The following is a 25,961-nucleotide window of genomic DNA, read 5'->3' as shown; positions in this document are numbered from 1 at the left end:
ATCCGGAGATCCGACGGCCTTCGCAGGTCAGCGCGAGAGGATCACTCCACGCGCAGGCGACGACGGGCGACGACCAGCCCCAGCCCGAGTGCCAGCAGCACCAGGGCGAGGAGGAGGAACGAGCCCGAGTCCGCACCGGTCAGCGCGAGGCCTCCCCCGGATCCGGCCGCGACGACCGTGATCTCCACGGAGATCTGCGAGCCGTCCGACAGGATCGCCACCACGTGGTGCTGCCCTGCGGCGGTGCCGGCGGGGATCGTGACGGTGGCCGTGAAGGCGCCGTCCGCGTCCGCCGTCGCCGAGCCGAGCGAGACCGGGGTGGAGTGCAGCTCGAGAGCCACCTTCTCGTTCTCCTCGAGACCCGATCCGGAGATCGTGACCGTGCCGCCCGCGGCGACCGAGGAGGCGCCGAGCTTGAGCTGGCCCTTGCCGCGGACCACGGTGACGGCGGCGGTCGCCTCGTCCCCGTCCGCCTGCGTCGCGGCGACGAGGTAGTCGCCGCCCTTCACGGAGCGCGGCACCACCGGTGCGGCGGTGAACGATCCGTCGCCGCCGACCTTGACGGTGCCGAGGTCGATGACCGTGCCCTTCTTGCCCTGGTCGCGCAGCTGCAGCGTCAGCGTCTCGCCCGGCTCGAAGTCCGTGCCGGTCAGCGTCAGCTTCTCCCCCGCGAGGACCTTGGCCGCACCGACCGAGATCGTGCCGTTGAAGGATCCGGTGTCGGATCCCGCGACCGTGATCGGCAGCCGGAGCGACGTCCCGGTGACCGCGACGTCGACCTGCAGCGCCTGCGCGCCCGTCACGCCCTCGGGGATCGTGAAGGTCAGCGTCGCGGTGCCCGCCTCGTCGAAGGCGTCCACCGTGACCGCCGCGTTCACGGCCGTCGTCGCGAGCGCGGTGCCGCCGAGCGAGACCGTGACGTCTCCCGGAGCCTTCTCGCCCGCGCTGAACGCGAGCGAGCTGAGGTTCAGCGTGACGCTCTCCCCGGCCTTGTAGCCGGCCGCGTCGGCGGGAGCGGAGAGCACCGCGCCGACCGCGCGCTGAGCGAGGTCGGGGGATGCCGTCTTGTTCGCCGCGAACCAGTCGACCATCGACTGCAGGTCCACCTTGCCGGTGTCCTTCTTGTCGGTGCCCTGCTGGAACGCGGTGAACGCGTCGCCGCCGGCTGCGAGGAAGGCGTTCGCCCCCACGGTGTAGGTCGCGGCCGGGTCGATCGGCGTGCCGTTCACCAGGATGCCCGTGATGTGCGTCGCCGCCGGAGCGGCCGGGTCGTACGTGTAGGTCAGCTCCTTGGAGACGCCGAGCTTCAGGAACGGACGCGCCGAACCCGCCGGCTGCCACTGCTGCTCGAGCACCTGCTTCACCTGCGCGCCGGTGAGCTTCACCGTCATCAGCGTGTTCGCGAACGGCTGGACCGTCGCGGCCTCCCGGTAGCTGACGCTGCCGTCCGCATCCCCCGCGCCGCTCGACGCGTAGGTGAGGTTGGCACGCAGACCGCCCGGGTTCATCACCGCGAAGTCGGCGCCGGTCGACCACTTCTGCACGTCGGCGACGAAGTTGCCCAGGGTGGACTCGCCACCGCGGTTCTCCGTCTTGCCGTCGCTCTGGCGCGCCCGGTTGAAGTCGGCCGTGATGTCGCCGAGCTTGACCGCGCCCAGCTCATCGGCCTTCTTCTTCGCCGCGTCCACGATGGCCTGCACCGCCGGGACCGCGGGGTAGTTGCCCACCCAGATCTTCTTGGTCGGATCCTTCGGGTCGGTGATCTGCTTCGCGAGCGGCTTGATCTCGTTGGTGATCGAGAGCAGCTTCTTCGTGGTCGGGTCGACCTTCAGATCCATGAGGCCCATGTTCTCGCCGTACTGCCCGGCGGAGACCACCGGACGCCCGTCGATCACGTGGTTGTAGGCGAGGTGCGTGTGCGCGGAGACGATCGCGTTCACGCTCTTGTCGACGCCGTTGACGATCTCGCCCAGGCGCGACTCGGGCGTGATGCTGGCCACGTCGGTCGTGGTCGCGCCCTCGTGCACGAGCAGGATGATCACGTCGGCCTCGCCGTTGGACGGGTCGCCGTCCTTGAGCGCTGCAGCGACCTTGTTCACCGACGTGGGGATGTCGCGCACCTCCAGGCCCTTCATGCCGTCGGGCGAGACGAGGGTCGGCAGATCCTCGGTCACCGCGCCGATGAAGCCCACCTTGACGCCCTGCACGTCCTTCACCCACGACGGGGTGAGAGCCGGCTTGCCGTCCGCGGTGAGGAACACGTTGGAGCTGAGGTAGGTCCAGTCCGCACGCGGGATGACCCGGTCGCGGAGATCGGCGTACCCCTGGTCGAACTCGTGGTTGCCCGCCGCGCTCACATCGAGACCGGCCGCGTTCAGCGCGTCGATCGTCGGGTTGTCCTGCTGGATGAAGGACGTGAACGTGGAGGCGCCGATGAGGTCGCCCGCGGCCGCGAAGATCGTGTTCGGGTTCTGCGCCCGGAACTCCTGGACCGCACCGGCCACGACCGCGGCGCCGGCGGCGGCACTGTCGGCCTCGATGCGTCCGTGGAAGTCGTTGATCGTCGCGATGTTGATGTCGATCGGATCCGCCGCGCCCTTGAGTCCCACGACGATCGGGTCGTGGTCACTGGAGCGGTACGGGGTGCCCGTCTCGGTGGCCGCGAACGCGTAGCCGCGGTCGCTCCACTCCGGCGAGTTGATGTTCCACACGCCGGCGCCCGTGATCGCCTTCGCCGCGGACGGCGACGCGATCACGTGGTCGAGGGATCCGAGCTCACCGTCGAAGGAGTAGGTGTACTGCCCCGTGGCGAAGGTCGGCTCGACGTCGGTCCACCCGGCCTGGGAGAACACGTCGATCGGGTCCTCCTTGCCGTAGGCGTTGAAGTCGCCGACGAGGAACACGTCGTCGCTACCGGAGCTCTTCTGCACCTGCTGCGCGAACGCGAGCTCGGCCTTGGCCTGGGCGACACGGTCGGCGTTGAAGAAGCCCTGCCCGTCGGCGGGCTCGGGGCCGGCGTTCTGCGGCGGAGACTTCGACTTCAGGTGCGTCGTGATGACCGAGAGCACGCGGCCCTGGCTGGTCTGGAACGTCTGCGCGATCGGCTCGCGGGCGTTGCCGAAGACCGTCTCGTCCACGATGGTCGACGCGTCGCCCTTCAGGGTGACGGACGCCTTCTTGTAGATGATCGCCGTCGTGATCACGTCGGTGATCGACGTGTCGTTCAGCGCCGCGGGCGTGCGGACGTAGTCCCACACCTCGGCGCCGGCCGCATCGTTCAGCCCCTGCACGAGGTTCTGCAGCGGGGCGTCGAGCGCCAGCCCGAACTTCGGGCCGTTCTCGACCTCCATGAGGCCGACGACGTCGGCGCCCAGGCCGTTGATCGCCGAGACGATCTTGGACCGCTGGATCTGGAACTGCGCGTCGGTCTTGGCGCCGCGGGCGTTCGCGTCCTGGCTCGAGAGAGTGGTGAAGAAGTTGTACACGTTGAAGGACGCGACCTTCACGTCGCCGCCCACGGCCGGCGGTGCCGTCGTGCGCGCGTTCTCGTTGCCGAAGGTCGGCTTGTGCGACGCGGCGGAGGTGCCGTCGATCGGCACCACCGGCTGCAGCCGCCAGTCGTCGAAGCCGTACTGCAGGATCTCGCCCTCAGCGGGGAAGTTCACGGTGTCGCCGTTGCGGACCACCGTGTCCTTGGTGAAGTACGGCTGGCCGCCGGTGTGTCCGCCCTTGCCGATCTGCGAGGACCAGCCGTCGTCGAGCAGGATCCGGTTCGCGCGGTTCGCGGCCGTGATCGCGTCGGCATCGGCGCCCGGACGGGCGAGCTCGGTCGCCTTGACGTTGAGCTTGTCACCCGCGTTGAGCCACAGCGCGCCGTAGTTGTAGAGCTGGTGGCTGGAGGCGAGCTTGTAGGTGCCGGTCGGTGCCACGAGCATGTTCTCGTACGCCTCGCGGTCGCCGCCGCGCACGCTGTCGGGCAGCGCGACCGGCTGCGGGACGCCCACGCCGGCCGTCACGACCGAGACGTCGCCCAGCGCGGCCGGGGTGATCTGCGTCTGTCCGAAGTACTCCGACACCTTGCCGGTGACGGAGACGAGGTCGCCGCGCGCCACGGAGGGGGTGAGCGCGTTCAGGAACACGAAGATGCCGTCCGAGGCGCCGGCGGTCTTGGTGTCGCCGCCCGTGCCCTGGGTCTGGATCGTGATGCCCTTGTAGCCGCCGACGCGGTAGTCGCCGGTGACGACGCCCTGCACGGTGACCGTCTGGTCGACGAGGGGCGAGGTGTCGGTCGTGCCCTGCACCTCGGCGATCGTCTTGCTCGCGCCGGGTGCGGACGTGTCGGTCGGAGTGGGGGTCGGCGTCGGCTCGGGGTCGGGGTCCGTCGCGTTGTTCTTGGTGTTCGTCGGCGTGATCGTCGCCGAGAGCGAGAAGTCGGCCGCGTTCGCGTCGGTGTCGGCGCCCTGGGCGCGGTTCAGCGACCGCACGTCGGTGTTGCCCGTGGGGGCGCCGGCGACGGCGCCCTCGTACGTGTTGGACGTGCCGTAGCCGAGCAGGTCGATCACGTCGGGACTACCGGCGAGGGATCCGGTCGGCAGCGCCACCGCGGACGCACTGTTGACGAGCGCGATCGTGCCGCTGGTGCCGCTGGGGTTCAGGCCGCCGGTCGCGTCCGGCGTGGGAAGGTCCGCGCCGTTCGAGGCGTTGCTGCCGCCCTGGATCAGGTAGTAGCCGTGCGCGGGGATGGATCCGGCGAGCGGGACCACACCGGTGAAGCCCGCGGTGCCGGTCGCAGAGCGGTACTGCACCGAGGTGCCGTCGAGCGGGATCGCCGCGTCCGTGGGGTTGTAGAGCTCGACGAACTTGTTCTTGAACGCCGCCCCCGCGCTGCCGCCGGAGAGGTAGACCTCGTTGATCACCACCCCCGTACCGGACGTGTTGGCGAAGGCCGGAAGCGCCACGAGGCTGCCAAAGCCCACGGCGCTGACGGTGGTCACGGCGAGCGCGCACAGGCGCGCCCGCCTTCTGCGATTCACGGCGGGAACCGCGCGGTTCTCGCCGGTGGGGACGGACGTCATCGGTGCTGTCTCCTCGGGAAGTGGAACGCCGGCTCCCTCGCGGGACCGCCGACGGCGCCGCCTGGGGGACGGCGCATACGTCCCGACCCTAGGCGAGGCTATGCGCGGGCTTCAAGGACCATAAGGACGCGCTGAAAGGAGTTCACTGTCAGGACAACGGATCTTCACCCGCGTCCGCGCGAAGGCGCACGATGACCGCGCTCCTTGCTCGTACGAGCGCAGAGTTCACGAACACCTCTTTCGGAGATGTACGCGATCCTCGGACCGGATCCGGCAGATCCTCCGAGCGAAGCGCACATCTCCGAGCGAGAGGTCGGGACACGGCCGAGCGAGGGGTCGGGACACGGCCGGCGAGGGGTCAGGACGCGGCGGTGCGGCGCTCCTCGAACTCCTCGAGCTCGCGCTCCCAGGCATCCTTCGCCAGGCGGTACCAGAGGTAGAAGGCGAAGCCCGCGAAGATCGCCCATTCCACGGCGTAGAAGATGTTCAGCCAGTTGATCGAGGAGTGCTCCTCCGGCGCCGGCGAGGAGATGGCCTCGAGGCCGCCCAGGGGCGCGGTCGAGGTCAGGAACGGCCGGTAGACGTTCAGCTCGGCGGTGTCGTGCCAGAACCCGAGCAGCGCCGCCGGCGACATCCGGTCCATGCGCGTGGGCTGGTCCTGGGGCGGTGCGACGGGCCCCTCATCCGAGATCAGCCGTCCGCTCACGGTGACCACGGATCCGTCCGCCGTCTCCTCGAGTCGCTGCGCGGCCGCCTTCGCCTTCTCCTCGTCCGCGGTCCAGCCGATCGCGACGGCGAGCGAGGTGGGCTTCGCGGTGCCGGCGATGCGCAGCTGCCCCGTGACCCAGTACCCCTCGACTCCGTCGTTGAACCGCGAGGAGACGACCAAGAAGTCGCCCGGGACCCAGGATCCGCTGGTCTCGGCGCGCTGGCCCACGAGCGGCGCATCGAGATAGGCCCCCGGCTTGACGACCTGATCGATCGGCAGCACCTTCTCGGTCGCACCCGGAGCCGGCGGGCTGGTGTCGATCGCGCGACCGAGCTGCCACTGGCCGAGCCAGGCGAACACGCCGGCGACGACCAGGCACAGCAGCAGCATCCCGATCCATCGGCCGCGCAGCATCACCTCGCGCAGGGTCGGCGGGAACTCGGGAGCCGATGCGGCGGCGTCCGGAAGCGGTGAGGACACGGGAAGGTTCAACGACAGAGGGCGATCAGGACTCGTACGGGGAGAGCACGACCTCGACGCGCTGGAACTCCTTGAGGTCGGAGTACCCGGTGGTCGCCATCGACTTGCGCAGTGCTCCGATGAGGTTCGCGGTGCCGTCGGCCACGGGAGCCGGACCGTACAGGATCTCCTCCAGGGTCGCGACGCCGTCGACCGCGACGCGGCGCCCGCGCGGAAGCTTCGGGTGGTGCGCCTCGGGGCCCCAGTGGAAGCCCTGACCGGGCGCATCGGTGGCGCGCGCGAGCGCGACCCCCAGCATCACGGCGTCGGCGCCCATGGCGAGAGCCTTCACGATGTCGCCGGAGGTGCCCACGCCGCCGTCGGCGATCACGTGCACGTAGCGGCCGCCCGACTCGTCGAGGTAGTCGCGGCGCGCTGCGGCGACGTCGGAGACGGCGGTCGCCATCGGGGCGTGGATGCCCAGCGTGGCGCGGGTCGTGGAGGCCGCTCCCCCGCCGAAGCCGACGAGCACGCCCGCCGCTCCCGTGCGCATGAGGTGCAGGGCGGCGGTGTAGGTGGCGGCGCCGCCGACGATCACCGGCACGTCGAGGTCGTAGATGAACTTCTTCAGGTTCAGCGGCTCCGCGACGCTCGAGACGTGCTCGGCGGAGACCGTCGTGCCGCGGATGACGAAGAGGTCGACACCGGCCTCGACCACGGTCTGGTAGAGCTCCTGGGTGCGCTGCGGCGTGAGGGATCCGGCGACGGTGACACCGGCCTCGCGGATCTCGGCCAGGCGCGCCTTGATCAGCTCGGGCTTGATCGGCTCGGCGTACAGCTCCTGCATCCGGGAGGTCGCGGTCGCCTCATCGAGGCCCGCGATCTCGGCGAGCAGCGGCTCCGGATCCTCGTACCGGGTCCACAGTCCCTCGAGGTCGAGCACGCCCAGCCCGCCCAGGCGGCCCAGCATGATCGCGGTGCGGGGGCTGATCACGGAGTCCATCGGTGCGCCGAGCACGGGGATCTCGAACGGGAACGCATCGATCGTCCACGCGGTGGAGACGTCCTCCGGATTGCGGGTGCGCCGCGAGGGCACCACCGCGATGTCGTCGAACGTGTATGCGCGACGCGCGCGCTTGCCTCGGCCGAGCTCGATCTCCTGGGTCACGAACCCAGACTACCCGGGGTTGCCCCCGGACAACGGGCCCGCGGCCCCGGCCCGGCCCCGGCGCGACGGATGCAGGATCAAGTGACGAATGCAGGACCGGATCGGCGGAACCGTCCTGCATTCGTCACGACGTCCTGCATCCGTCACAGAGTCCGGACGCGAGCCCGCGACGCCGGCGCTCAGCGGGCGCGGGCGACCCGCCGCTCGTCCCACACCGGGGCGTCCGACTCGTAGACGGCGCCGTCCTCGCCGAACACGAGGAAGCGGTCGAAGGAGCGGGCCAGCCAGCGGTCGTGCGTCACGGCCACCACGGTGCCCTCGAAGCGGGCGATCGCCTCCTCCAGCGCCTCCGCCGATTCGAGGTCGAGGTTGTCCGTCGGCTCGTCGAGCAGCAGCAGCGTCGCCCCGGACAGCTCGAGCAGCAGCACCTGGAAACGCGCCTGCTGCCCGCCGGAGAGCTGCCCGAACTCCTGCTGCGCCTGGCGCACGAGCCCGTAGCGGTCCAGCGCCGAGCTGGCGGCGTCGCGGGGCATCCCGGCTCTGCGGTCGTCGCCGCGATGCAGGACCTCCAGCAGCGTGCGCCCGGCGAACTCCGGATGCGCGTGGGTCTGCGCGAACAGCCCCGGCACGACGCGCGCACCGAGCACCGCCGTTCCCGTGTGCGCGACCGCGTCGAGCCGCTCGCCCGCGCTCGTGAGATGACCGAGCGTCGGATCGGGGTCGCTGCCGCCCCGCGCCAGCAGCCGCAGGAAGTGCGACTTCCCGGATCCGTTCGAGCCCAGCACGGCGACGCGATCGCCGAACCAGATCTCGGCGTCGAACGGCCGCATCAGGCCGGTCAGCTCGAGCCCCGTGCACACGACGGCGCGCTTGCCGGTGCGCGCTCCCCGCAGCCGCATGTCGAACTCCTGGGCGGGCGGGCGCTCCTCGGGCGGCCCTGCCTCCTCGAACTTGCGCAGGCGCGTCTGCGCGGCCTGATAGCGCGACGCGAAGCCGTCGTTCGCCGCGGCCTTGACCTTGAGGGTGGCGACGAGGATCCGCAGCTTCTCGTGCTGCTCGTCCCAGCGCCGGCGCAGCTCGTCGAGCCGGTCCATCCGATCCCGCCGCGCCTGGTGATAGGTCGAGAAGCCGCCGCCGTGCACCCAGGCGGTCGCGCCGGCGCCGCCCGGTTCGAGCGTGACGATGCGGTCGGCGGCCCGGGCCAGCAGCTCGCGATCGTGCGAGACCAGCAGCACGGTCTTCGGCGTCTCGCGCAGCCGCTCTTCGAGCCAGCGCTTGCCCGGCACGTCGAGGTAGTTGTCGGGCTCGTCGAGCAGCAGCACGTCATCGGGTCCGCGCAGCAGCGCCTCCAGCGCGAGCCGCTTCTGCTCCCCGCCGGACAGGGTGGCCAGGTCGCGGAACCGCGCGCGGTCGAACGGCACGCCGAGCGCCGCGACCGTGCACTGGTCCCAGACCGTCTCGTGCTCGTACCCGCCGGCATCGGCGTACTCGGCGAGCGCGGTCGCGTAGCGCATCTGGGTGCTCTCGACGTCGTCCTCGATGAGCGCGTTCTCCGCGGTCTCCAGCGCCTCGGCCGCTGCCCTGATCCGCGCGGGCGCGACGGAGACGAGCAGGTCGTGCACGGTCTGCCCGTCGCGGCCGTGCCCGACGAACTGGTCCATGACCCCGAGGGAGCCGTCGATGACCACGGCCCCGGCCTCCGGGGCGAGATCCCCTCGGACGATCCTCAGGATCGTGGACTTGCCGGCGCCGTTCGGCCCGATCAGGGCGCTCGTGGATCCTGCGCCCACGCGGAACGTGGCCTCGTCCAGCAGAGGGCGGCCGTCGGGCAGGGTGAGCGAGACGCCGGTGACGTCGATGTATCCCACGGTGGTGGTCCTTCCGCCCGCACGCGGGTGCGCGATGGCGAGCCGACCAGGCTATCAGGACGGCCGGGCGACGCAAGCCGGATCCGTCCCGCCCGCCAGGATCCGACGGTGGCGGGCTACAGCCCGCGCTCACCCCGCGGCAGGACGTCGAGCACGTGCCCCAGCTTGTTCGGGAAGCAGGCCTGGAAGAGCTCGGCGACCTCGGGGTCGGATCCGTAGTCGTCGACGATCCGCACGCCGATCATCGTGCTGATGAGCATCCCCTGGGCGACGAACTCGCGTGCGGAGTCCGGGGGAAGCCCCATCTCGTCGCGGACGAAACGCCACATCGCCAGGTAGGCGCGCCGCGCCGCCGGGCCGATCGCGGGATGCCCGCCGAGGAGGAACGCGTGCGCGAGCGTCTGATGCAGGCCCGGGATCTCGATGAGATCGACGTAGGCCTCGCCGACCCTCTTGCCCATCGGGTTCTCGCCGCCCTCGTCCGAGGCCGCGAGCGCCGTGCGCAGCGCCGAGAGCGACTGCGAGAGGGCGAACTCGATGGTGGCGAGGAAGAGGTTCTCCTTCGTGCCGAACAGGCGCACCACGTACGGCTGGCTGACCCCGGCGGCACGGGCGACCTGATCGGTGGTCGCGCCCTCGTACCCGCGGGATCCGAAGACCGTGAGGGCGGCGAGGATGATCTGCGCACGCCGCTCCTCCGAGGACAGGCGCCGACCCGGATCCTCGGTGGCGCCGGGTGCGGAGGTCGCTGCGGAAGTCATGTCGAAAGGTTATCAGCGAATGACTTGACTTTGTAATCATCTGATTACTACATTGTCTCCAGCGCTGGTAATCATCCAATTACAACTGGAGTTCTTCCATGACCGAGTCCTCTCCGCTCGCCGCCGCCCGCCGCGTGCGCTCCTCCGTCGCGCCGCGTCGATCCCGCCCCGTGGCGCTCGTGATCGCCGCCGCCTCCCTCCCGATGTTCATGGCGACCCTCGACAACCTCGTGATGACCAACGCCCTGCCCGTGCTGCACCGCGAGATGGGCGCGAGTATCGAACAGCTGCAGTGGTTCGTGAACGCCTACACGCTCGCGTTCGCCGGCGCGATCCTCGTGGCCTCCGCCCTCGGCGATCGATTCGGGCGCCGCACGGTGTTCGCCCTCGGCATCGCGCTGTTCGGCGCCGGATCGCTGTTCGCGGCGCTCAGCACAGACCCCGGCCAGCTCATCGCCGCCCGCGCGGTGCAGGGGCTCGGCGCCGCCGCGGTCATGCCGCTCTCCCTGGCTCTGCTCACCGGCGCCGTGCCGGCAGCGCGCCGGGCGCTCGCCATCGGCATCTGGGGCGGAGTCTCCGGCCTGGGCGTCGCCGTCGGCCCGCTCATCGGCGGCGCGATCATGGAGGGCTGGAACTGGCAGGCGATCTTCTGGATCAACGTGCCGGTGGCCGTGATCGCCATCCCGCTCGCCCTGCTCGTGCTGAAGAACGACTTCGGCGCCCGGGCGCGCATCGACGTGCCCGGTGCGGTGCTCGCCGCGGGCGGCGTGCTCGCCCTCGTCCACGCGATCGTGCGCGGCAACGACGACGGGTGGGACACGATCGGCGTGATCGCCGAGCTCGCCCTCGGCGCCGCACTCGTGATCGGCTTCATCGTCTGGCAGCTGCGGTCGCCCGCACCCCTGGTGCCGCTGCGCCTGTTCCGCGACCGGTCCTTCTCCCTCACCAATGTCGTCGGCTTCGCCTTCAGCTTCGGCACCTTCGGATCCGTGTTCATCCTGATCCAGTTCCTGCAGGTCGTGCAGGGGGCGACGCCGCTCGAGGCCGCGGTGCAGACGACGCCGTGGACGCTCGCACCCATGGTCGTCGCCCCGATCGCCGGGATCATCGCGCCCCGCGTCGGGACCAGGGCCCTGCTCGTGTCCGGGTTGCTGCTGCAGGGGGTGGCGCTGGGCTGGCTCGCCGCGCTGCTCTCGGCGGACGTGGCATACGCCGCCCTGGTCGCGCCGTTCATCCTCGCGGGCGTCGGCATGGGCCTCGTCTTCGCCCCGTCCGCCACGGCGCTGCTCGCCACGCTGGGTCTGGTCGACCACGCCAAGGCCTCGGGCGTGAACTCCACGGTGCGCGAGCTCGGCGTCGCGCTGGGCACCGCGGTGATGACGGCGATCTTCGTAGGGGCCGGCGGTCAGCTGCTGCCCGATCACTACGTCGACGCCGCCCGGCCCGCCGTGTTCACCGGGGCCGCAGTGCTGCTGGTCGCCACCGTGATCGCGCTGTGGCTGCCGGCCGGCCGGGGCGCGCACGGCGCGGACGACGCCGTGGCCGAGACGGCCTCCGCCGCTCCGGAGCCGGTCGCGGCCTGAGGCCGAGGCGCCGCGCATCGGCCCCGGAGGCGGGAACGAAGAAACGCGGTGCCCTCACGAGGGCACCGCGTTTCGTCTCGCGCCGGCGCCGCCGGTGCTCGCTCAACGATCCCGGGGAGGGGCGCGCTCAACGCCCCCGGCGAGGGCTCGAGGCGGCTCAGCGCTTGTAGTTGGGGGCCTCGACCACGATCTGGACGTCGTGCGGGTGGGACTCCTTGAGCCCGGCCGCGGTGATGCGGACGAACTTGCCGCGGGTCTTCAGCTCCTCGATGGTGCGCGCGCCGACGTAGAACATCGACTGGCGCAGCCCGCCGACGAGCTGGTAGGCGACGGCCGAGAGCGGGCCGCGATACGGAACCTGTCCCTCGATGCCCTCGGGGATCAGCTTGTCGTCGCTGGGCACGTCGGCCTGGAAGTAGCGGTCCTTGGAGTAGGACGTCTGCTTGCCGCGGGTCTGCATCGCGCCGAGCGAGCCCATGCCGCGGTACAGCTTGAACTGCTTGCCGCCCTGGAAGACGATCTCGCCCGGGGACTCCTCGGTGCCCGCGAGCAGGGATCCGAGCATGACGGCGTCGGCGCCGGCGACGAGCGCCTTCGCGATGTCGCCGGAGTACTGCAGACCGCCGTCGGCGATGACCGGGATGCCGGCCGGGCGTGCGGCCAGCGAGGCCTCGTAGACCGCGGTGACCTGGGGCACGCCGACACCGGCGACGATGCGCGTGGTGCAGATCGAGCCCGGGCCCACGCCGACCTTGACGGCGTCGACGCCCGCGTCCACGAGCGCCTGCGCCCCCTCGCGGGTGGCGACGTTGCCGCCGATGATGTCGATGTGGTCGAACGAGGGGTCCGCCTTGAGCCGCTTGACGAGGTCGATCACGCCCTGCGACTGGCCGTTCGCGGTGTCGACGACGAGCACGTCGACGCCCTTGTCGCGCAGCGCCTCGGCGCGCTCCCAGGCGTCGCCGAAGAAGCCGATTGCGGCGCCGACGCGGAGCCGGCCCTGGTCGTCCTTGGTGGCGAGAGGGTACTTCTCGCTCTTGTCGAAGTCCTTGATGGTGATGAGGCCCGCGAGCTTGCCGTCCTCGTCGATGAGCGGGAGCTTCTCGACACGGTGCTTGGCGAAGAGCGCGATGACCTGCTCGGCGGGAACGCCGACCGGAGCGGTGACGAGGTTCTCGCTCGTCATCACGTCGCGCGCGAGCGTGGTCTGCTTGGCGGATCCGGACACGAAGCGCATGTCGCGGTTGGTGACGATGCCCACCAGGCGCCCGTCCGGGTCGACCACGGGCAGCCCGGAGATGCGGTACTTGGCGCACATCGCGTCGACCTCGGCGATCGTCGCATCGGGGGTCGTCGTGATCGGATCCGTGATCATGCCCGACTCGCTGCGCTTGACGCGGTCCACCTGCGCGGCCTGGTCGGCGATGGACAGGTTGCGATGCAGGATGCCCAGCCCGCCCTCGCGCGCCATGGCGATCGCCATCCGCGCCTCGGTCACCGTGTCCATCGCACTGGAGAGCAGGGGCGTGGCGACGGAGATGCGGCGCGTCACGCGCGACGAGGTGTCCGCCTCGCTCGGGATCACGTCGGTGTGCCCCGGAAGGAGCAGGACGTCATCGTAGGTCAATCCGACAAAACCGAACGGGTCGTGCTGCTCCATGGGTTGCGGGGCTCCTCTTTCTCGCGCGCGTGTATCGATTCTAAGCGCCGCGGGAGGGGCGGTATTCCCAGGAACGGCGCCGGCCGAGCCGCGCTCGGCGATCAGGGCACGGGGATCGAGTCGGTGCCGGGATTCGGCTCGCCCGCCGCGACCCGACCGGACCTCAGCCGGCGGGCGGAGAGGCCGAGATCGACGAGGAACACCGCGATCGCCACCCACACGATCGCGAAGCCGATCCACCGCTCGACCGGCATCGGCTCGTGCATCACGAGCACGCCGACGAGGAACTGCATGATCGGGGTGATGAACTGGATCATGCCGATCACGGTCAGCCCGATGCGGCGCGTCCCGGCGGCGAAGAGCAGCAGCGGCACGGCGGTCGCGATGCCGGCGAACGCGAGCAGGCCCGCATGCAGGGCACCGTTCTGCCCCATCGTGATCCCGGTGGTGAGCCCCACCACGATCAGCTGCACGACGGCGACGGGCAGCAGCCAGAACGACTCGAGGGTGAGGCCGCTGAGCGCGTCGACCGACGGCCCGATCTTCTTCTTGACGAGGCCGTAGATCCCGAAGGACGCGGTGAGCGACAGGGCGATCCACGGGAACGTCCCGTGCGCGAAGACGATCACGAGCACGGCGACGGTCGCGATCCCGATGGCCACCCACTGCAGCCGGCGCAGCCTCTCCTTCAGCACGAAGACGCCGAGCAGCATGGTGCCGATCGGGTTGATGAAGTAGCCGAGACTCGTCTCGACGATCTCCCCATTCAGCGTCGCGAGGACGAACACCTGCCAGTTGATGTAGATCAGCACGCCGGCGAGCGCCGTGAGCGCGAGGAGCCTCGGCTGCCGGATGATCGCCCTCAGCGGCTTCCAGCCGCGGGTGATCGCCAGCAGGATGAGACAGAACACGAAGGAGAGCGCGACCCGCCACGCGACCAGCTCCCAGGGACCCGTGGGCGCGAGCAGGAGGAAGTACAGCGGAAGCACGCCCCACAGCAGATACGCGCCGATCGCGAAGGCGACGCCGGCAGGCTGGGCGCTGCGAGGGGAGGTCACCGGACAACCCTATCCGCCCTGTTTCCCGCGAGGCCTTTCCCCGGGTGCGGCGAGGTTCTATAGTGAGTGCCAATCAGCCGTTCGGGGGAGCGGTGGGCCACCTGGGGAGTGGCATTCGGGGATCTGACAGATGTTCACGGACGGTTACGCACTGGGGCTCGACGGCGGATCGAGTCGCCTGATCGCGGCGGTGGCCACGCCATCGCCGGCAGAGGGTGTCGTCGTCACCGCGTTCCCGTTGGGCACGGACCGCACGGACGTCCCCGCCGCCGCCTACGTCACCGACGAGGGCGACGTGCTGTTCGGCGAGGCGGCCGAGGAGCACGGGGCGGAGCATCCCGAGCGGCTGCTGCAGGACTTCGTCCGGGACGTCGGCGACAGCACCCCGCTGATCGCCGGGGACTTCGCGGTGCACGCCGACGAACTGTATGCGCGGCTGATGGGCTGGGCCGTGGCGACGGTCACGGCCGCGCAGGGCGCACCACCCGCACGGGTCGCCGTCGCGCACCCGAGCTCGTGGCGGGGACACCGCATCGAGACCGTGCGCACCCGGCTTCAGGAGATGGGCGTCGAGGGCGTCCTGCTGCTGCCCGCGGCGGCCGCCGCCGCCCGACAGCAGTACGCCGCGGGCGGCGTGCCCGCCCGCGGCACCGTGGCGGTGTACGACTTCGGCGGAAGCGGCTTCTGCGGTGCCGTGCTGCGGGCGCACGGCGACGGCGACTACCGTCTCACCGCCGCGCCGGTCCTGCTCGACGACGTCGGCGGCCGGACGTTCGACCACCGGGTGCTCCAGCACGCCTTGACGATGGCGGAGCGGCGGCCCGCGCCGGACGAGGCGCCCGATGCCCCTCCGGGACCCGATGCGGTCGCGCCCGCCGCGGCCCTGGCCGCGGCGCGGCACGCGGCGTCCCGGGCGAAAGAGGCGCTGTCCTTCGGGCCGGAGACCACGATCGAGCTCGAGTTCGATGAGCGTCGCTCGTGCGTCCGTCTGACCCGCTATGAGTTCGAGTCGATGATCGGCGCCGATCTCGCCCGGACGGCGGATGCGCTGGACCGCGCCCTCGAGGTCGCGGACGTCGATGCCGATCGGGTGGACGCGATCGTGCTCGCCGGCGGATCCTCTCGGATCCCCGCGGTCGTCGAGCATCTGTCGGCCCGGTTCGACCTCCCGCTGTGCGGATCCGACCCGCATGTCGCCGCGGTCTTCGGGGCCGCCCGCGCCGCGTGGTCCGCCCACGAGGCCCACCCCTCGACGATCCGGGAACCGGACGTCGAGGAGGAGAAGGCCGTCGCGGCTCCAGCGCCGCGCCCCCGCCGCACCCGACCGGTGCGGCTGCGGCCCGTGATCTCCGGCGCGGTCATGCTCTCCGTGGGCACCCTGCTGGTCGCGGGTGCCGCATTCGCCACGATGCTTCCGGACGGCCGGCAGGACGAGGCCGTCGGGGAGACCCTCTCCGGCAAGGCGCCCGCTGCGGGGAAGGGACTGGACTTTCCGCTCGCCTGGACACCCGGAGTCACGGCCGTCGACGGTCCCGCGGCAGGGCCGGCGCTGCAGCCCGTCACGCAACTCGGGCCGGTGCTCCCCGTCGATGAGGGGGCGCCGCGGACGCGGTCGGACCCTCCGTCGAGCCCGGGCAGGAGCAGCCCTCCCCCGACCGGGACGAACGCGGCTCCCCCGGCAGGAACCGATTCCGCACCGCCGTCCGGAGGGACGGCGCCCGCCCCCTCCGGGGGAACGACCTCCGTGCCGGAGGACCAGCCGCCCCCGCCCACCCCGACCCCGACGCCCACGCCGACTCCCACCGAGGATCCCGCGCCGTCGGGCGAGCCGACGCCCCCCGATCCCCCGGCGCCGACCTCGGATCCCGTTCCCGACCCGGAACCGTCGCCATCACCGACCGCCGACCCCGCGCCGCTCATGACGAGCGACCCGCCGGCCACGGCCCCCTGAACCGCCAGAACCGTTCCGACGATGACGATCGAGATCCGCGCCGATGCTTCGCCGACCGCGCCCGTTCCGCGGATGCTCAGCGGAGCCCTCGACGCGCTCCGTTCCGGGGTGCCCCGCGTCCTCCTGATCGGCGGGGCGGGCGCCGGCAAGTCCACCGCGCTGCGCACCCTGCGGGATGCGCTCGAGAGCGATGGCCGGCGCGCGAGCCTCGTCCACGGACGCGAACCGGATCCGGGTGACTTCCCGGCCTCCGAGGTGCTCCTGGTCGACGATCTGCACCTGCTGTCGGACGAGCGCATCGCCGGTCTGCACCGACGCACCCGCGATCCGGCCGCCGCGCTCATCGTGACCACCCGCCCGCTGTCGGAGTCGTCGGGGGCGCGCGCCGTGGCGGACGCCCTCGAACAGCATCTTCCCGCGATCGTGCTCGGGCACGTGTCGCGCGCGGAGATGCTCGATGCGATCGCCGCGCGCGGAATGACCGTGCCGGACGGGTGCGTGACCGGCATCCTCGATCTCACCGCCGGGGTCTCCTGGCTGACCTGGGCCGCGCTCGCCCAGCACGACGTGCGCGACTGCGACGGCGACGACGACCACGGCGAGCTCGTGCGGTCGCTCCAGGCGAGCATCGTCCGTCGTCTGGAACGCCTCGATCCGGCGCTCAGAGCGCGCATCGAGGAGGCGTGCCTCGGCGCCTCGGATCTGTCGGAGCCGGAGACGCCGACGACGGACTGGGTGCTGCGCGGTCACGCCGAAGGCCTGCTGCTGCGCAACGGCCAGCCGGCACCGATCGTGCGCCGCGCCGTGCGCGCCGCCGTTCCGATGCAGCGACTGATCGCGCTGAGCGCCCGCTCGGCCGACATCGCCCAGACGGTCGCGCGGGCCGGCGGCCTCTGCGAGCACGACGATGCGCGGCTCGCGGCGATTCTCGTACGGCACGCGGATCGCCGGGGAACGACGGATCCGGTGCAGGCCGCGCGCCTCTACGAGGGCGCGGTCGCGTACGGCGCCGATCCTGCGGTCCTCGCGGCCCGCCGCGCGGAGGTGCTCTGGCTGCAGGGCGACGTGGAAGGAGCGGCCGCCGTCATCGAGCACGACGGCGCTCATGCGCCCGAGACCGACTCGCCCGTGCTCGCCGACCTGTCCGCAGGAGTATGGGCGGAACGGGGCATGCTCGCCCAGGGCGAGGCGGTGCACCGGCTCATGCCGGATCGCGACCCGCTCACCCCCTCCGCCCTGCTCACGGCATTCGGCACCGGCGACGCCGAGTCCCTCATCCAGGCGGACGACCGCCCGTGCCCGCCGACCGCCCTGGGCGTGTCGACGCAGCTCCTGCGGCGCGGACTGATCAGCTCCGTGAGCCCCGACGCCTCGGAGGCAGCGCTCACCGACCTGGTGCGATCCGCGGAGCTCTACACCCGCTCCGGGCACGCCGGGGCGATCTGCGAGCCGCCCGCCGTCGTCGCGGCCAACGTCGCCCTCGGCCTGGGCGCGCTCGCCACCGCCGAGGCGGTGCTGACCGACGCGATCGCCACCGGTCACAGCGGCCCCTGGGCGCGGCACCGGCTGCTGCTCTGGCTCGCCTGGGTGCAGGTGCAGCGCGCCCGACCGGGCGAGGCCCGCGATTCCCTGCGCCGCGCCGAGGCCGCTGCTCCTGCGTTCACCCCGCGGAGCGCACTGCTGGCGCACGCGGTGCGGGTCGCCCTGGTGCGCCGGTACGAGGACACGGCCGCGCTCGAGTCGGCCTGGCGCGAGGCTCGGGGCGCGCTGCTGCGCGTCGACGTCGATGCGTTCCTCCTTCATCCGCTGACCGAGCTGATCGGCGCGGCGGCGCGCCTCGGCGATGCCGATCACACCGCCGCGGCCTTCGACGCAGCCCTCGCCCTCACCGCGCGCTGGGGAAGCCCACCCCTGTGGACCGCGCACCTGCACTGGGCCGGGATCCAGCAGGGGATCCTGCTCGGGCGTCCCGACCTGGTCGCACCGCATGCGAAGGCGCTGGTCGTCCAGTCCGCGCACAGCGAGGTCGCGGCGACGATGGCCAAGGCCGGGCGCGTCTGGACGTCGGTCCTCGCCGGTTCGGTGGATCCGGAAGCTGTCGAGGAGGCGGCGATCGGCCTCTCCTCGATCGGCATGATGTGGGATGCCGCGCGGCTCGCGGGACATGGTGCGGGACGCGCCACCGACCGCAAGGTCGCCGCGCGGCTGCTGGCCTGTGCGCGGGAGATCCATCCCGCCGACGGAACACGCAGCCTCGTCGCCGCCGACGACAGCGCGACCGGCACGGAGCGCCCACAGGCCGCGGAGCTGCTCAGCGAGCGCGAGCTGGAGATCGCACGCCTCGTGCTGCAGGGACGCACCTACGCGCAGATCGGCGAGGCGATCTTCATCTCTCCGCGCACCGCCGAGCATCACATCGCGCACATCCGCCGCCGGCTCGGCGCGACCTCCCGGGCGGACGTCCTGGCGAAGCTGCGGGAGCTGCTCAGCGAGGACGGCGCTCTGGCTGCGAGGGGCTCCGATGAGTGACCCCCGTAGGCCGCGTCCGGGATATCGGGGTATCCCCCGATGCCCGCGCCGCGGCACGAGGTCTACGCTCCGAGAAGCAAACGTCGATGGCGACAGCGTGGTCCGGCAGGATGCCGGCGTCGCGGTCGACGACGAAGGGGGAAGCTGATGGCTACGCCGGTCGAGACTGTTGCGGACGCGCTGTTCTCATTCATCCTGAGCCTGCTCAGGGATCCCGTCGCGGCGAAGGAGTTCACCGCCGAGCCCCAGGCGACGCTGGCGAACCACGGCCTGGGGAACGTGTGCCAGGCCGATGTCGCCGCGGTGAAACCCGTCATCGTGGATCACCCTTCGGTGGTCTACGTGCCGAGCCCCGCACCGGCCCCTCAGCCTTCCTATCGGCCGCCGGCTCCCGAGCACCACGATCCGGTGCAGGAGATCGTGAGGATGGTGCAGCACTTCACCACCGTCGACGCCCGTTCGACGATCGTCGACCAGTCCGTGAACCAGAACATCTGGACCAACGGCGGGGACGTGACGCAGACGTTCGACCAGGGGGCCGTGGTCGCCTCGGGTGATGACGCGGTCGCGGCCGGCCACGACGCCACGGTCGTCGATTCCCAGGTCGACATCACCACCGGCGACATCACCGCCGGCAACACGACCAACACCGACAGCTACAACACGACCGGCGCCGAGCCGGCACCCGAGGAAGCCCCCGAGCCGACGGTCATCTACGAGACCGTGTACGACCTCCCGGCCCAGGTCGGAGACGCGGCGGGCACCGCGGCCGACGCCGCGCACGACGCTCCCGCCGACGCCGCGGTGCCGGAACCCGCCGACATGCTGGAGGGCGACATGACGTCCACGGCGAGCGACACCTACGAGGCGGACACGGCCAGCGCGGCGGCGATCGACGACGGAGCGGTCGATGCGCCGCTCGAGGATGACTGACATCGACTCCGCGCCGCGGCGCGGCGATCGTCCGAGGGGAGAGCAGGCTCCCTCGGACGATCGGGATGTCGCGCGCATCGACGCCGCCGCGGTCCCGGCCGTACCGGCCGCGGAGGCCCCCGCGCCGCGATACGGGACGAGAGAAGCGCCGCGGCGCCCGTCCATGCGCAGTCCGAACGGCGCCCCTGTCCTGATCAAGGCGACTCCGCCGTTCTCGGTGCGGACGGCCCAGCTGCTGTGGATCCTGAGCTTCGCCGTCGGCGGGTTCGCCACGGTGTACTTCTTCGTGATCCGCAAGAAGCTGCTGCCCGAGATCGCCGATGCTGCGAAGAAGGCCGCCACGGGGCGGGACGCGACGACGTACGCCGCGGCCGCCGACATCGTCTTCTGGGTGGTGTTCGCCGTCATCGTCGCAGCGCTGTTCGCGCAGATCATGCTGCTGGTGTCGTTCATGGCCCGCCGGCCGCAGGTGCGCTGGTGGCAGCTCGTGACGCTTCTCTTTCAGGCGGCGCTGGTCGTGATGTCACCGAAATGGGTCGCGCTGGGAACGCAGGGAGAGATCATGCAGCCGATTCTTGCGGCGCAGGCCGCGCTGGTGCTGCTGGCTCTCCTGTTCAGCGTCCTCCCCGGCGCCATGGCCTGGTCCGCCCGACGGCACGACATCAGGCGCGGGCCTGAGGTCACGGGCGCCCCCGATCTCTGAGGCGATCCCGGCGAGGCTGCGCACCACGCATCGGCGGATCTCCGCCGTGTCCGGTGCCGCCGTCGGATCCGCGGCGAGGCTGCGCCAGCGGATGCTCTCCTGCTGCGCCCGGATGCGGATCTCGCCCTGCGACGCCCCTTCCGCCATCCCGAGTCGCAGCGCCGCCGTGGTGCCGTCACCGCCGATGATGCGGATGGCGTCGTCGGCCTCGGCCTCCGGCAACGGCAGCGCGCCCGTGCGGGCCAGGGCGAGCAGGGAGAGCTCGCGCAGCGTGTGCGCCGAGGCGAAGAACCGCTCGATCCCGGCGCGGATCCGCTCCTCGCCCTCACACGGGCGCTCGGACACGAGTTCCTGGAGCTGCATCATGACGCCGCGCACCTTGAGGGCCGGCGCACGCGGGATGAACTGGCGTGCGATGAACTCCTCGAGCTGGTGCAGTCCGCTCTGCTCGGCCAGCGCGGCGGAGAGGGACGAGGAGTCGGCCACACCGCCGCGGATCACCGCGGCCGCGAGGCGCACGCCGAACAGCCCGAAGCGAGCCAGCAGGTCCTGTCGCACGCCGACGCTGAGATCCGTGTCCGCATCGGGCCGCACGAAGCGATCGGCCGAGACCAGCAGGCGCTCGCGGTCGGTCCGCTCCCGTCCCGCCAGGTCGCGCAAGGCGATGAACTCGCTCTCCCGCAGCGTGCGTGCCCCCTCGGCGAGCAGCCCCGCCATCGGAATGACCCCCAGGGCGAGCGAGGCCAGCTCTCCGTCTCGCTCGTAGCGCCGTGCCACGCGCCGAGCCGACATCAGCGAGTCGATCCGCCCCGACCCCACCTCGTCGGCACGGGAGAGGACGCCGACCGCGCAGACGCTCTGAGCCGCACCGGCCGCCGTGTCGCGGAACGCCTCGAGGAAGTGGATGTCGGATCCGTGCAGGTGGCGCATGAGGTAGATCACCGCATCGGCGGACGAGGCCGACTGCTCGGGCGCGAGGAACTGCGCCGTGCGGGCGGAGACGCCGTGCGACAACGACGCGATGCCCGGCGTGTCGATCAGGATCTGCGATTCCAGGCCGCCGAGCGGCCACCCGACGTCGATCCAGTCGATCTCCTCGGCGACCCTGCCGCCGAGGTCCAGCACGAGGCGCCCGTGATCGCGCCGGATCTGCATGCGCTCGGTGCGCCCGTCGCGCAGATGCATCGAGATCGACGGGGTCTGCGCGTAGCGGTACCACGTGACCACGCGCGTGCACTCGCCCGCGTCCGTCGCCGCGATGCGCTCGCCGAGCAGGGCGTTCAGCAGGGTCGACTTCCCCGCTTTGACCATGCCAGCCACCGCCACCCGCAACGGCTCGTCGAGCCGCGTCTGCATGGCGTCCAGCGCCGCCAGCGCCGCACGGTCGGAGGCGTAGAGGGTCCGCGCGATCCGCAGCAGATCGCGGGTCTGCGCGATCACGTCCGGTTCGCTCCGGGTCCGCTCGCCGTCGATCACGGTCATGATGCCACGCTGCGCTGCGCGCGCTGCCGCACGGCGGGCACGTCGCCGCCCTCCGGCGGTTCGTTCTCGGGGATGAGGGCGCGCAGCCGCTCCATCTCGCCCAGTCGCACCCGCAGGACGGCGACCTGCTCGTCGTTGTCCGCCGTATAGGCCGCGGCCGCCTGCTTGGCCCGGGCGAGAGCCTCGGACAGCGAACGGTGCAGCTCCTCCGCCATCGAGCCGAAGTGGTCCCGCGAGATGCGCTGAACGAGGCGCAGCCGGTCCTTCAGCTGCTTGCTGACCTGGAACGTGACCTCGTCGATGTGCCGGCGGACGATCATCTTCGCTTCCTGCTGGCGACGGTTCAGGCGCGCGTTCATGTCCTCGCGATAGGCCCGGCGCCCCACGAGCACCCCCGCGAGCAGCGATATCGGATTGATCAGGGACATGCCGATCAGCCCGGTGGCGAGACCCACCATGAGCACGCCGCCGTACGAGCCCCGCACCCCGATGTACATCTTCTCGGCGGCGTTCAGGTGCCCGACCTCGAGGCCGGCGATGTCGTCGACCACGTCGAGGATCCCCCGCGTGTCGCTCACATCGATGGTGGGGACGTCCGCCTCCTCGGCGCTGAAGAGCTCGGCGACCTCCTCGGAGAGCCAGCGCGCGCGCTCATCGGTCCACACGAACGTCTCGGCGACCCCCGCGGTGACGCGCTGATCGATCCACTCCCGGATCTGGTCCCAGATGGGACCGGGATCGCCCTCGTCGATCGCGCGCTCCGCCTCGCGCTGCACCCGGCGCAGACGGTCCCGCACATCGTGCTCCATGTCGGCGACCAGATCGGCGATGCCGTCGGTCAGGGTCACCTGCCAGCGCGCGGAGCGTCCGCGGAACTCGTCCGCGCGCGCCTTGGCGACCTCGAGCTCCGCGATCATCCGCGGCGTGTCCTGCGGATGCAGCAGCGCGTTCAGCTCGGCGTGCAGCGACATGCCGAGCTGGTCCACCACGGACCGCAGGTCGTGCACCGCGCCGCGACGGCTCACGAGCTCCGCGCGGCCGAGCACGTCACGGTGCAGATGTCCGACCAGCGCCGGGAACCCGGACTCGTCATTGAGCGAGCGATCCTGCGTCTCGGCCGCCAGTAGGCGCAGATCGCTCGACACCGCGAAGAGCGGCACCTCCCCGACGTCGTGCAGGTGACCGCGGTCGATGTCCTCGATCCGGCGCCACTCCGGGTACAGGTCCGTCTTGGCGAGGACCGCGGCGACGTTCGGCGAGATGCGCATCGCGTGCCGGAGGAACTGCACCTCGGGTTCGGTGTACTCCTGCGAGGCGTCCGACACCACGAGCACCGCGTGCGCCGACGACAACGCGGCCAGGGTGGCGAGGGAGTTCGCCGATTCCAGCCCGCCCACGCCGGGCGAGTCGACCAGCTTGAGGCCACCGCGCAGCAGTTCCCTCGGCAGCTGCACCTCGGCGGCCACGATGCCGCGCTGATTGCCGGGGTTCCCGCGTTCGGAGACGTAATCGGCCAACTCCGCCAAGGGGATCTCACGGCGGCGCGGTGCGGACCCCGGGCTGCCGGCCGGGTCCGTCCGTTCGACGACCCATGCGGCAGCGGTCTCCGCATACCCGACCGTGGTGGGGACGCTCGTGGCGATGTCGTCGTCCACCGGGCACACGGGGGCATTGACGAGCGCGTTGATCAGCTTGCTCTTGCCCTGCTTGAACTCGCCGACGACGATGACGTGGATCGCCGGATCCTCGAGTCGCCGCTGCGTCTGCAGGAGGCGGTCGCGCAGGTCCCCGCGCCCCGACGTCGCGGCGAGATCGCCGACCTCGCGAAGGACATCGGCGATCTCGATCTCTGAGTCGTCCCCTGCATCCGGCATGCGACCCCCCTGCGGTCGGTTGGACGGGCTTTTCGGTTGTGCGGTCCGCCTGCGATCGAAGCGGGCCGATCGGACCGGGTCACATCAGAAGGCCCGCGTCGGGCGCGTCCCCGTCCGCAGGAGGATCTCCCCAGAAGAAGTCGGAGTCGATGTCCCACACCGATTGATCGGCTCCGGCCAGCTCGTCGGTGAAGGTGTTGCTCGCGAAGGGATCGTCCTGGCCGTCCATCCAGGCGGGGCCGCCTCCGCCCGAGGCGCCCAGAGGCTCATCCGGATCCGCAGACATCTCTCACCCTCTCTGTGCTCTGGAGTGTAGTGCGCTGCCCGACCACCCGGAAGGGGGATCGGGCAGCGCACGGGTCCTGTCAGAAGTCGAACTCGTTCGCGTCGCCGAACGGGCTTCCGACGTTGGAGTGATCGACGTCGACATCGACGTCGACATCGGTGCTCGAGTGGTCCGTGTAGGAGTCGTCGACCATCGAGTTGTCCTGGAACGAATCGTCGATCGACCAGTTGTCCGAGAAGTCCTGGTTGTACGAGTCGGTGTTCCAGGTGTTGCCGATCGACACGTCTCCGACCGAGATGTCCGTGTCGATGTTGTGGATCGTCACGTCGCCGCCTCCGGCGACCGAGTGATCCCCGGACCCGGTGACCGCGCTCTGGTTGAAGGACTGCACGACGTTGCCGCCGTACGCTCCCCCGCCCACCGCGCCGGAGTCGCCGCCCGTGCCGCCGTCGGCGCCGCCGCCGAAGGCACCGGCTCCGGCTCCGCCGGCGTCGCCCGTCGCACCGCCGGCTCCGGTGCCGCCGCTCGTCGCCGGACCGCCGTCGCCGCCGTCGCCGCCGCTGGCGAGGCCGCCGACACCGCCGTCGCCACCGGCACCCGCGGTCGCACTGCCGCTGTTGCCGCCGGCACCGCCCGAGCCCGTGTCGCCCCCCGCGGCCCCCGCGAGCGCCGGCCCGCCGAAGCCGCCGTCGGCGCTTCCGCCGACCGCGATGGCGGCGCCGCCGCTGCCGGACGAGGTCGAGATGTTCTGGTTGACCGACTGGTCGGTGGTCGTGGAGCGCGCGTCGATCTCGATGTCGATGTCCGTGTCCCCGCCGCCGCCGTGCTTGGCGGCCGCCGCCATGCCTCCGGCCCCGCCGAGGCCGAGGTTGAAGTCGCCGAAGCCAGCGTTGTACTGCCGAACACCGGCGTTGATCGAGCTGTCGTTGCCGGAGTCGTGCACCGAGCGGTCGGACTGGTCCGTGTTGTACGAGTGGTCCGTGTTGTACGAGTCGTTGGTCGAGTGGTCGTCGTTGAACGAGTCCTCGACCTCGGTGTCGTTGTGGGACCAGTTGTCCGAGTTGTCGGAGTTGTCGGAGTTGTCGTTGAAGGAGTCCTCGACCTCGGTGTCGTTGTGGGACCAGTTCTCCGAGTTGTCCGAGTTGTCGGAGTTGTCGTTGCCGGAGTCAGCGACTCCCACGTTCCACTGCCGGCCGAGAACGTTGATGTTGTCTTCCAAAGCCATGATCGAATCCCCTTGTTCGTGTGGGCGCCAAGCGGCGTGTCCTACGAGTGTGGGACGCGGCGCCGATCGCGGCATCGGGGATGATCCCGCATCCTCCCCCGTCGGCGCAGGGGGACTCCCGACGGACCGGTAGGGGATGCTCCGGGCACGACGAAGGCCCGGATGCGCAGGGCATCCGGGCCTTCGGTACGTCGGTGCGGACTCAGCGCACCACGACGGCGAGCACGTCGCGCGCCGAGAGCACGAGGTACTCCTCGACGCCGAACTTCACCTCGGTGCCGCCGTACTTGCTGTAGAGCACGCGGTCGCCGACGTTGACGTCGAGCGGAACGCGGTTGCCGTTGTCATCGATGCGACCGGGGCCCACGGCCACGACCTCGCCCTCCTGGGGCTTCTCCTTGGCGGTGTCGGGGATGACCAGGCCACTCGCGGTGGTCTGCTCGGCCTCGACCTGCTTGATGACGATGCGGTCCTCGAGCGGCTTGATGGAAACCGACACGGTCTACCTCTTTCTTGACGGTTCAAGACTTCGTTAGCACCCTCAACCCGAGAGTGCTAACGCCAGTCTAGGCGCATCGCTGGCACTCCCGCAATCAGAGTGCCAGTCGGGGGCGAGTGGAGCGCACCGCCGGTCGCC

The 25,961-nt window shown here is 71.2% G+C and carries 16 protein-coding genes; 4 read left to right on the top strand and 12 right to left on the bottom strand.

The annotated features are described in order from the left end of the window. Positions 1-41: 41 nt before the first annotated feature. From WFJ17_RS13485 to WFJ17_RS13465, 5 genes are all read right to left on the bottom strand, one after another. Complete coding sequence (locus WFJ17_RS13485) at positions 42-5,075, bottom strand: ExeM/NucH family extracellular endonuclease (protein ID WP_336648696.1); 5,034 nt, start codon at positions 5,073-5,075, stop codon at positions 42-44. A gap of 358 nt (positions 5,076-5,433) precedes the next feature. Continuing rightward, positions 5,434-6,198 (bottom strand): SURF1 family cytochrome oxidase biogenesis protein, encoded by a 765-nt coding sequence (locus WFJ17_RS13480; RefSeq protein WP_336648933.1) that lies wholly within the window; start codon positions 6,196-6,198, stop codon positions 5,434-5,436. A gap of 91 nt (positions 6,199-6,289) precedes the next feature. Beyond that, positions 6,290-7,411, bottom strand: coding sequence for a GuaB3 family IMP dehydrogenase-related protein (locus WFJ17_RS13475; protein ID WP_251445856.1), 1,122 nt, complete (start codon positions 7,409-7,411; stop codon positions 6,290-6,292). A 179-nt stretch (positions 7,412-7,590) separates the two neighbouring features. Next, a complete protein-coding gene (locus tag WFJ17_RS13470; RefSeq protein ID WP_336648695.1) occupies positions 7,591-9,279 on the bottom strand; it encodes an ABC-F family ATP-binding cassette domain-containing protein in 1,689 nt (562 codons plus the stop codon). A gap of 116 nt (positions 9,280-9,395) precedes the next feature. Further along, on the bottom strand, positions 9,396-10,040 hold the full coding sequence (locus tag WFJ17_RS13465) for a TetR/AcrR family transcriptional regulator (RefSeq protein ID WP_336648694.1): 645 nt from the start codon (positions 10,038-10,040) through the stop codon (positions 9,396-9,398). A gap of 98 nt (positions 10,041-10,138) precedes the next feature. Between WFJ17_RS13465 and WFJ17_RS13460 the strand changes: the two genes are divergently transcribed. Next, positions 10,139-11,623, top strand: coding sequence for a DHA2 family efflux MFS transporter permease subunit (locus tag WFJ17_RS13460; RefSeq protein ID WP_251445847.1), 1,485 nt, complete (start codon positions 10,139-10,141; stop codon positions 11,621-11,623). Between the two features lie 157 nt (positions 11,624-11,780). Here WFJ17_RS13460 and guaB read toward each other — a convergent pair whose 3' ends face one another. Both guaB and rarD read right to left on the bottom strand, forming a co-directional pair. Further along, entirely contained in the window at positions 11,781-13,283 is a 1,503-nt protein-coding gene (guaB, locus tag WFJ17_RS13455; RefSeq protein ID WP_336648693.1) for an IMP dehydrogenase, read from the bottom strand. A gap of 101 nt (positions 13,284-13,384) precedes the next feature. Continuing rightward, positions 13,385-14,341, bottom strand: coding sequence for an EamA family transporter RarD (rarD, locus tag WFJ17_RS13450; protein WP_336648692.1), 957 nt, complete (start codon positions 14,339-14,341; stop codon positions 13,385-13,387). A 130-nt stretch (positions 14,342-14,471) separates the two neighbouring features. On the opposite strand from rarD, the gene WFJ17_RS13445 reads away from it, so the two are divergent. The 3 genes from WFJ17_RS13445 (at position 14,472) to WFJ17_RS13435 (ending at position 19,754) form a co-directional block, all read left to right on the top strand. Beyond that, positions 14,472-16,292 (top strand): Hsp70 family protein, encoded by a 1,821-nt coding sequence (locus WFJ17_RS13445; RefSeq protein WP_336648691.1) that lies wholly within the window; start codon positions 14,472-14,474, stop codon positions 16,290-16,292. Positions 16,293-16,313: 21 nt separating this feature from the next. Continuing rightward, on the top strand, positions 16,314-18,821 hold the full coding sequence (locus WFJ17_RS13440) for a LuxR C-terminal-related transcriptional regulator (RefSeq protein WP_336648690.1): 2,508 nt from the start codon (positions 16,314-16,316) through the stop codon (positions 18,819-18,821). A gap of 147 nt (positions 18,822-18,968) precedes the next feature. Next, on the top strand, positions 18,969-19,754 hold the full coding sequence (locus WFJ17_RS13435) for an IniB N-terminal domain-containing protein (protein WP_336648689.1): 786 nt from the start codon (positions 18,969-18,971) through the stop codon (positions 19,752-19,754). A gap of 523 nt (positions 19,755-20,277) precedes the next feature. Here WFJ17_RS13435 and WFJ17_RS13430 read toward each other — a convergent pair. The 5 genes from WFJ17_RS13430 to groES form a co-directional block, all read right to left on the bottom strand. Continuing rightward, on the bottom strand, positions 20,278-21,939 hold the full coding sequence (locus WFJ17_RS13430; RefSeq protein WP_336648688.1) for a dynamin family protein: 1,662 nt from the start codon (positions 21,937-21,939) through the stop codon (positions 20,278-20,280). Next, a complete protein-coding gene (locus WFJ17_RS13425) occupies positions 21,936-23,813 on the bottom strand; it encodes a dynamin family protein (RefSeq protein WP_336648687.1) in 1,878 nt (625 codons plus the stop codon). The genes WFJ17_RS13430 and WFJ17_RS13425 overlap by 4 nt, the downstream gene beginning before the upstream one ends. A 79-nt stretch (positions 23,814-23,892) precedes the next feature. Further along, complete coding sequence (locus WFJ17_RS13420; protein ID WP_251445821.1) at positions 23,893-24,099, bottom strand: hypothetical protein; 207 nt, start codon at positions 24,097-24,099, stop codon at positions 23,893-23,895. Between the two features lie 79 nt (positions 24,100-24,178). Then, a complete protein-coding gene (locus WFJ17_RS13415) occupies positions 24,179-25,324 on the bottom strand; it encodes a hypothetical protein (protein WP_251445818.1) in 1,146 nt (381 codons plus the stop codon). 202 nt (positions 25,325-25,526) lie between these two features. Next, positions 25,527-25,823 (bottom strand): co-chaperone GroES, encoded by a 297-nt coding sequence (gene groES, locus WFJ17_RS13410; protein WP_045250571.1) that lies wholly within the window; start codon positions 25,821-25,823, stop codon positions 25,527-25,529. Positions 25,824-25,961: the final 138 nt, after the last annotated feature.

Origin of the sequence: Microbacterium sp. MMO-10 (assembly GCF_037148715.1) — a bacterium.
GTDB lineage: Bacteria > Actinomycetota > Actinomycetes > Actinomycetales > Microbacteriaceae > Microbacterium.
The sequence above is the reverse complement of the archived record's forward strand: the minus strand, read 5'-3'. Positions and strand labels throughout refer to the sequence as shown.

What these genes read in the sequence shown, in the direction of transcription:
- WFJ17_RS13435 (WP_336648689.1), top strand. Translation starts at nt 18,969, where the DNA reads ATGGCTACGCCGGTCGAGACTGTTGCGGACGCGCTGTTCTCATTCATC.
- WFJ17_RS13480 (WP_336648933.1), bottom strand. Translation starts at nt 6,198, where the DNA reads ATGCTGCGCGGCCGATGGATCGGGATGCTGCTGCTGTGCCTGGTCGTC.
- WFJ17_RS13415 (WP_251445818.1), bottom strand. Translation starts at nt 25,324, where the DNA reads ATGGCTTTGGAAGACAACATCAACGTTCTCGGCCGGCAGTGGAACGTG.
- WFJ17_RS13430 (WP_336648688.1), bottom strand. Translation starts at nt 21,939, where the DNA reads ATGACCGTGATCGACGGCGAGCGGACCCGGAGCGAACCGGACGTGATC.
- WFJ17_RS13425 (WP_336648687.1), bottom strand. Translation starts at nt 23,813, where the DNA reads ATGCCGGATGCAGGGGACGACTCAGAGATCGAGATCGCCGATGTCCTT.
- WFJ17_RS13440 (WP_336648690.1), top strand. Translation starts at nt 16,314, where the DNA reads ATGACGATCGAGATCCGCGCCGATGCTTCGCCGACCGCGCCCGTTCCG.
- WFJ17_RS13485 (WP_336648696.1), bottom strand. Translation starts at nt 5,075, where the DNA reads ATGACGTCCGTCCCCACCGGCGAGAACCGCGCGGTTCCCGCCGTGAAT.
- WFJ17_RS13465 (WP_336648694.1), bottom strand. Translation starts at nt 10,040, where the DNA reads ATGACTTCCGCAGCGACCTCCGCACCCGGCGCCACCGAGGATCCGGGT.
- WFJ17_RS13445 (WP_336648691.1), top strand. Translation starts at nt 14,472, where the DNA reads ATGTTCACGGACGGTTACGCACTGGGGCTCGACGGCGGATCGAGTCGC.
- WFJ17_RS13460 (WP_251445847.1), top strand. Translation starts at nt 10,139, where the DNA reads ATGACCGAGTCCTCTCCGCTCGCCGCCGCCCGCCGCGTGCGCTCCTCC.
- WFJ17_RS13420 (WP_251445821.1), bottom strand. Translation starts at nt 24,099, where the DNA reads ATGTCTGCGGATCCGGATGAGCCTCTGGGCGCCTCGGGCGGAGGCGGC.
- guaB (WP_336648693.1), bottom strand. Translation starts at nt 13,283, where the DNA reads ATGGAGCAGCACGACCCGTTCGGTTTTGTCGGATTGACCTACGATGAC.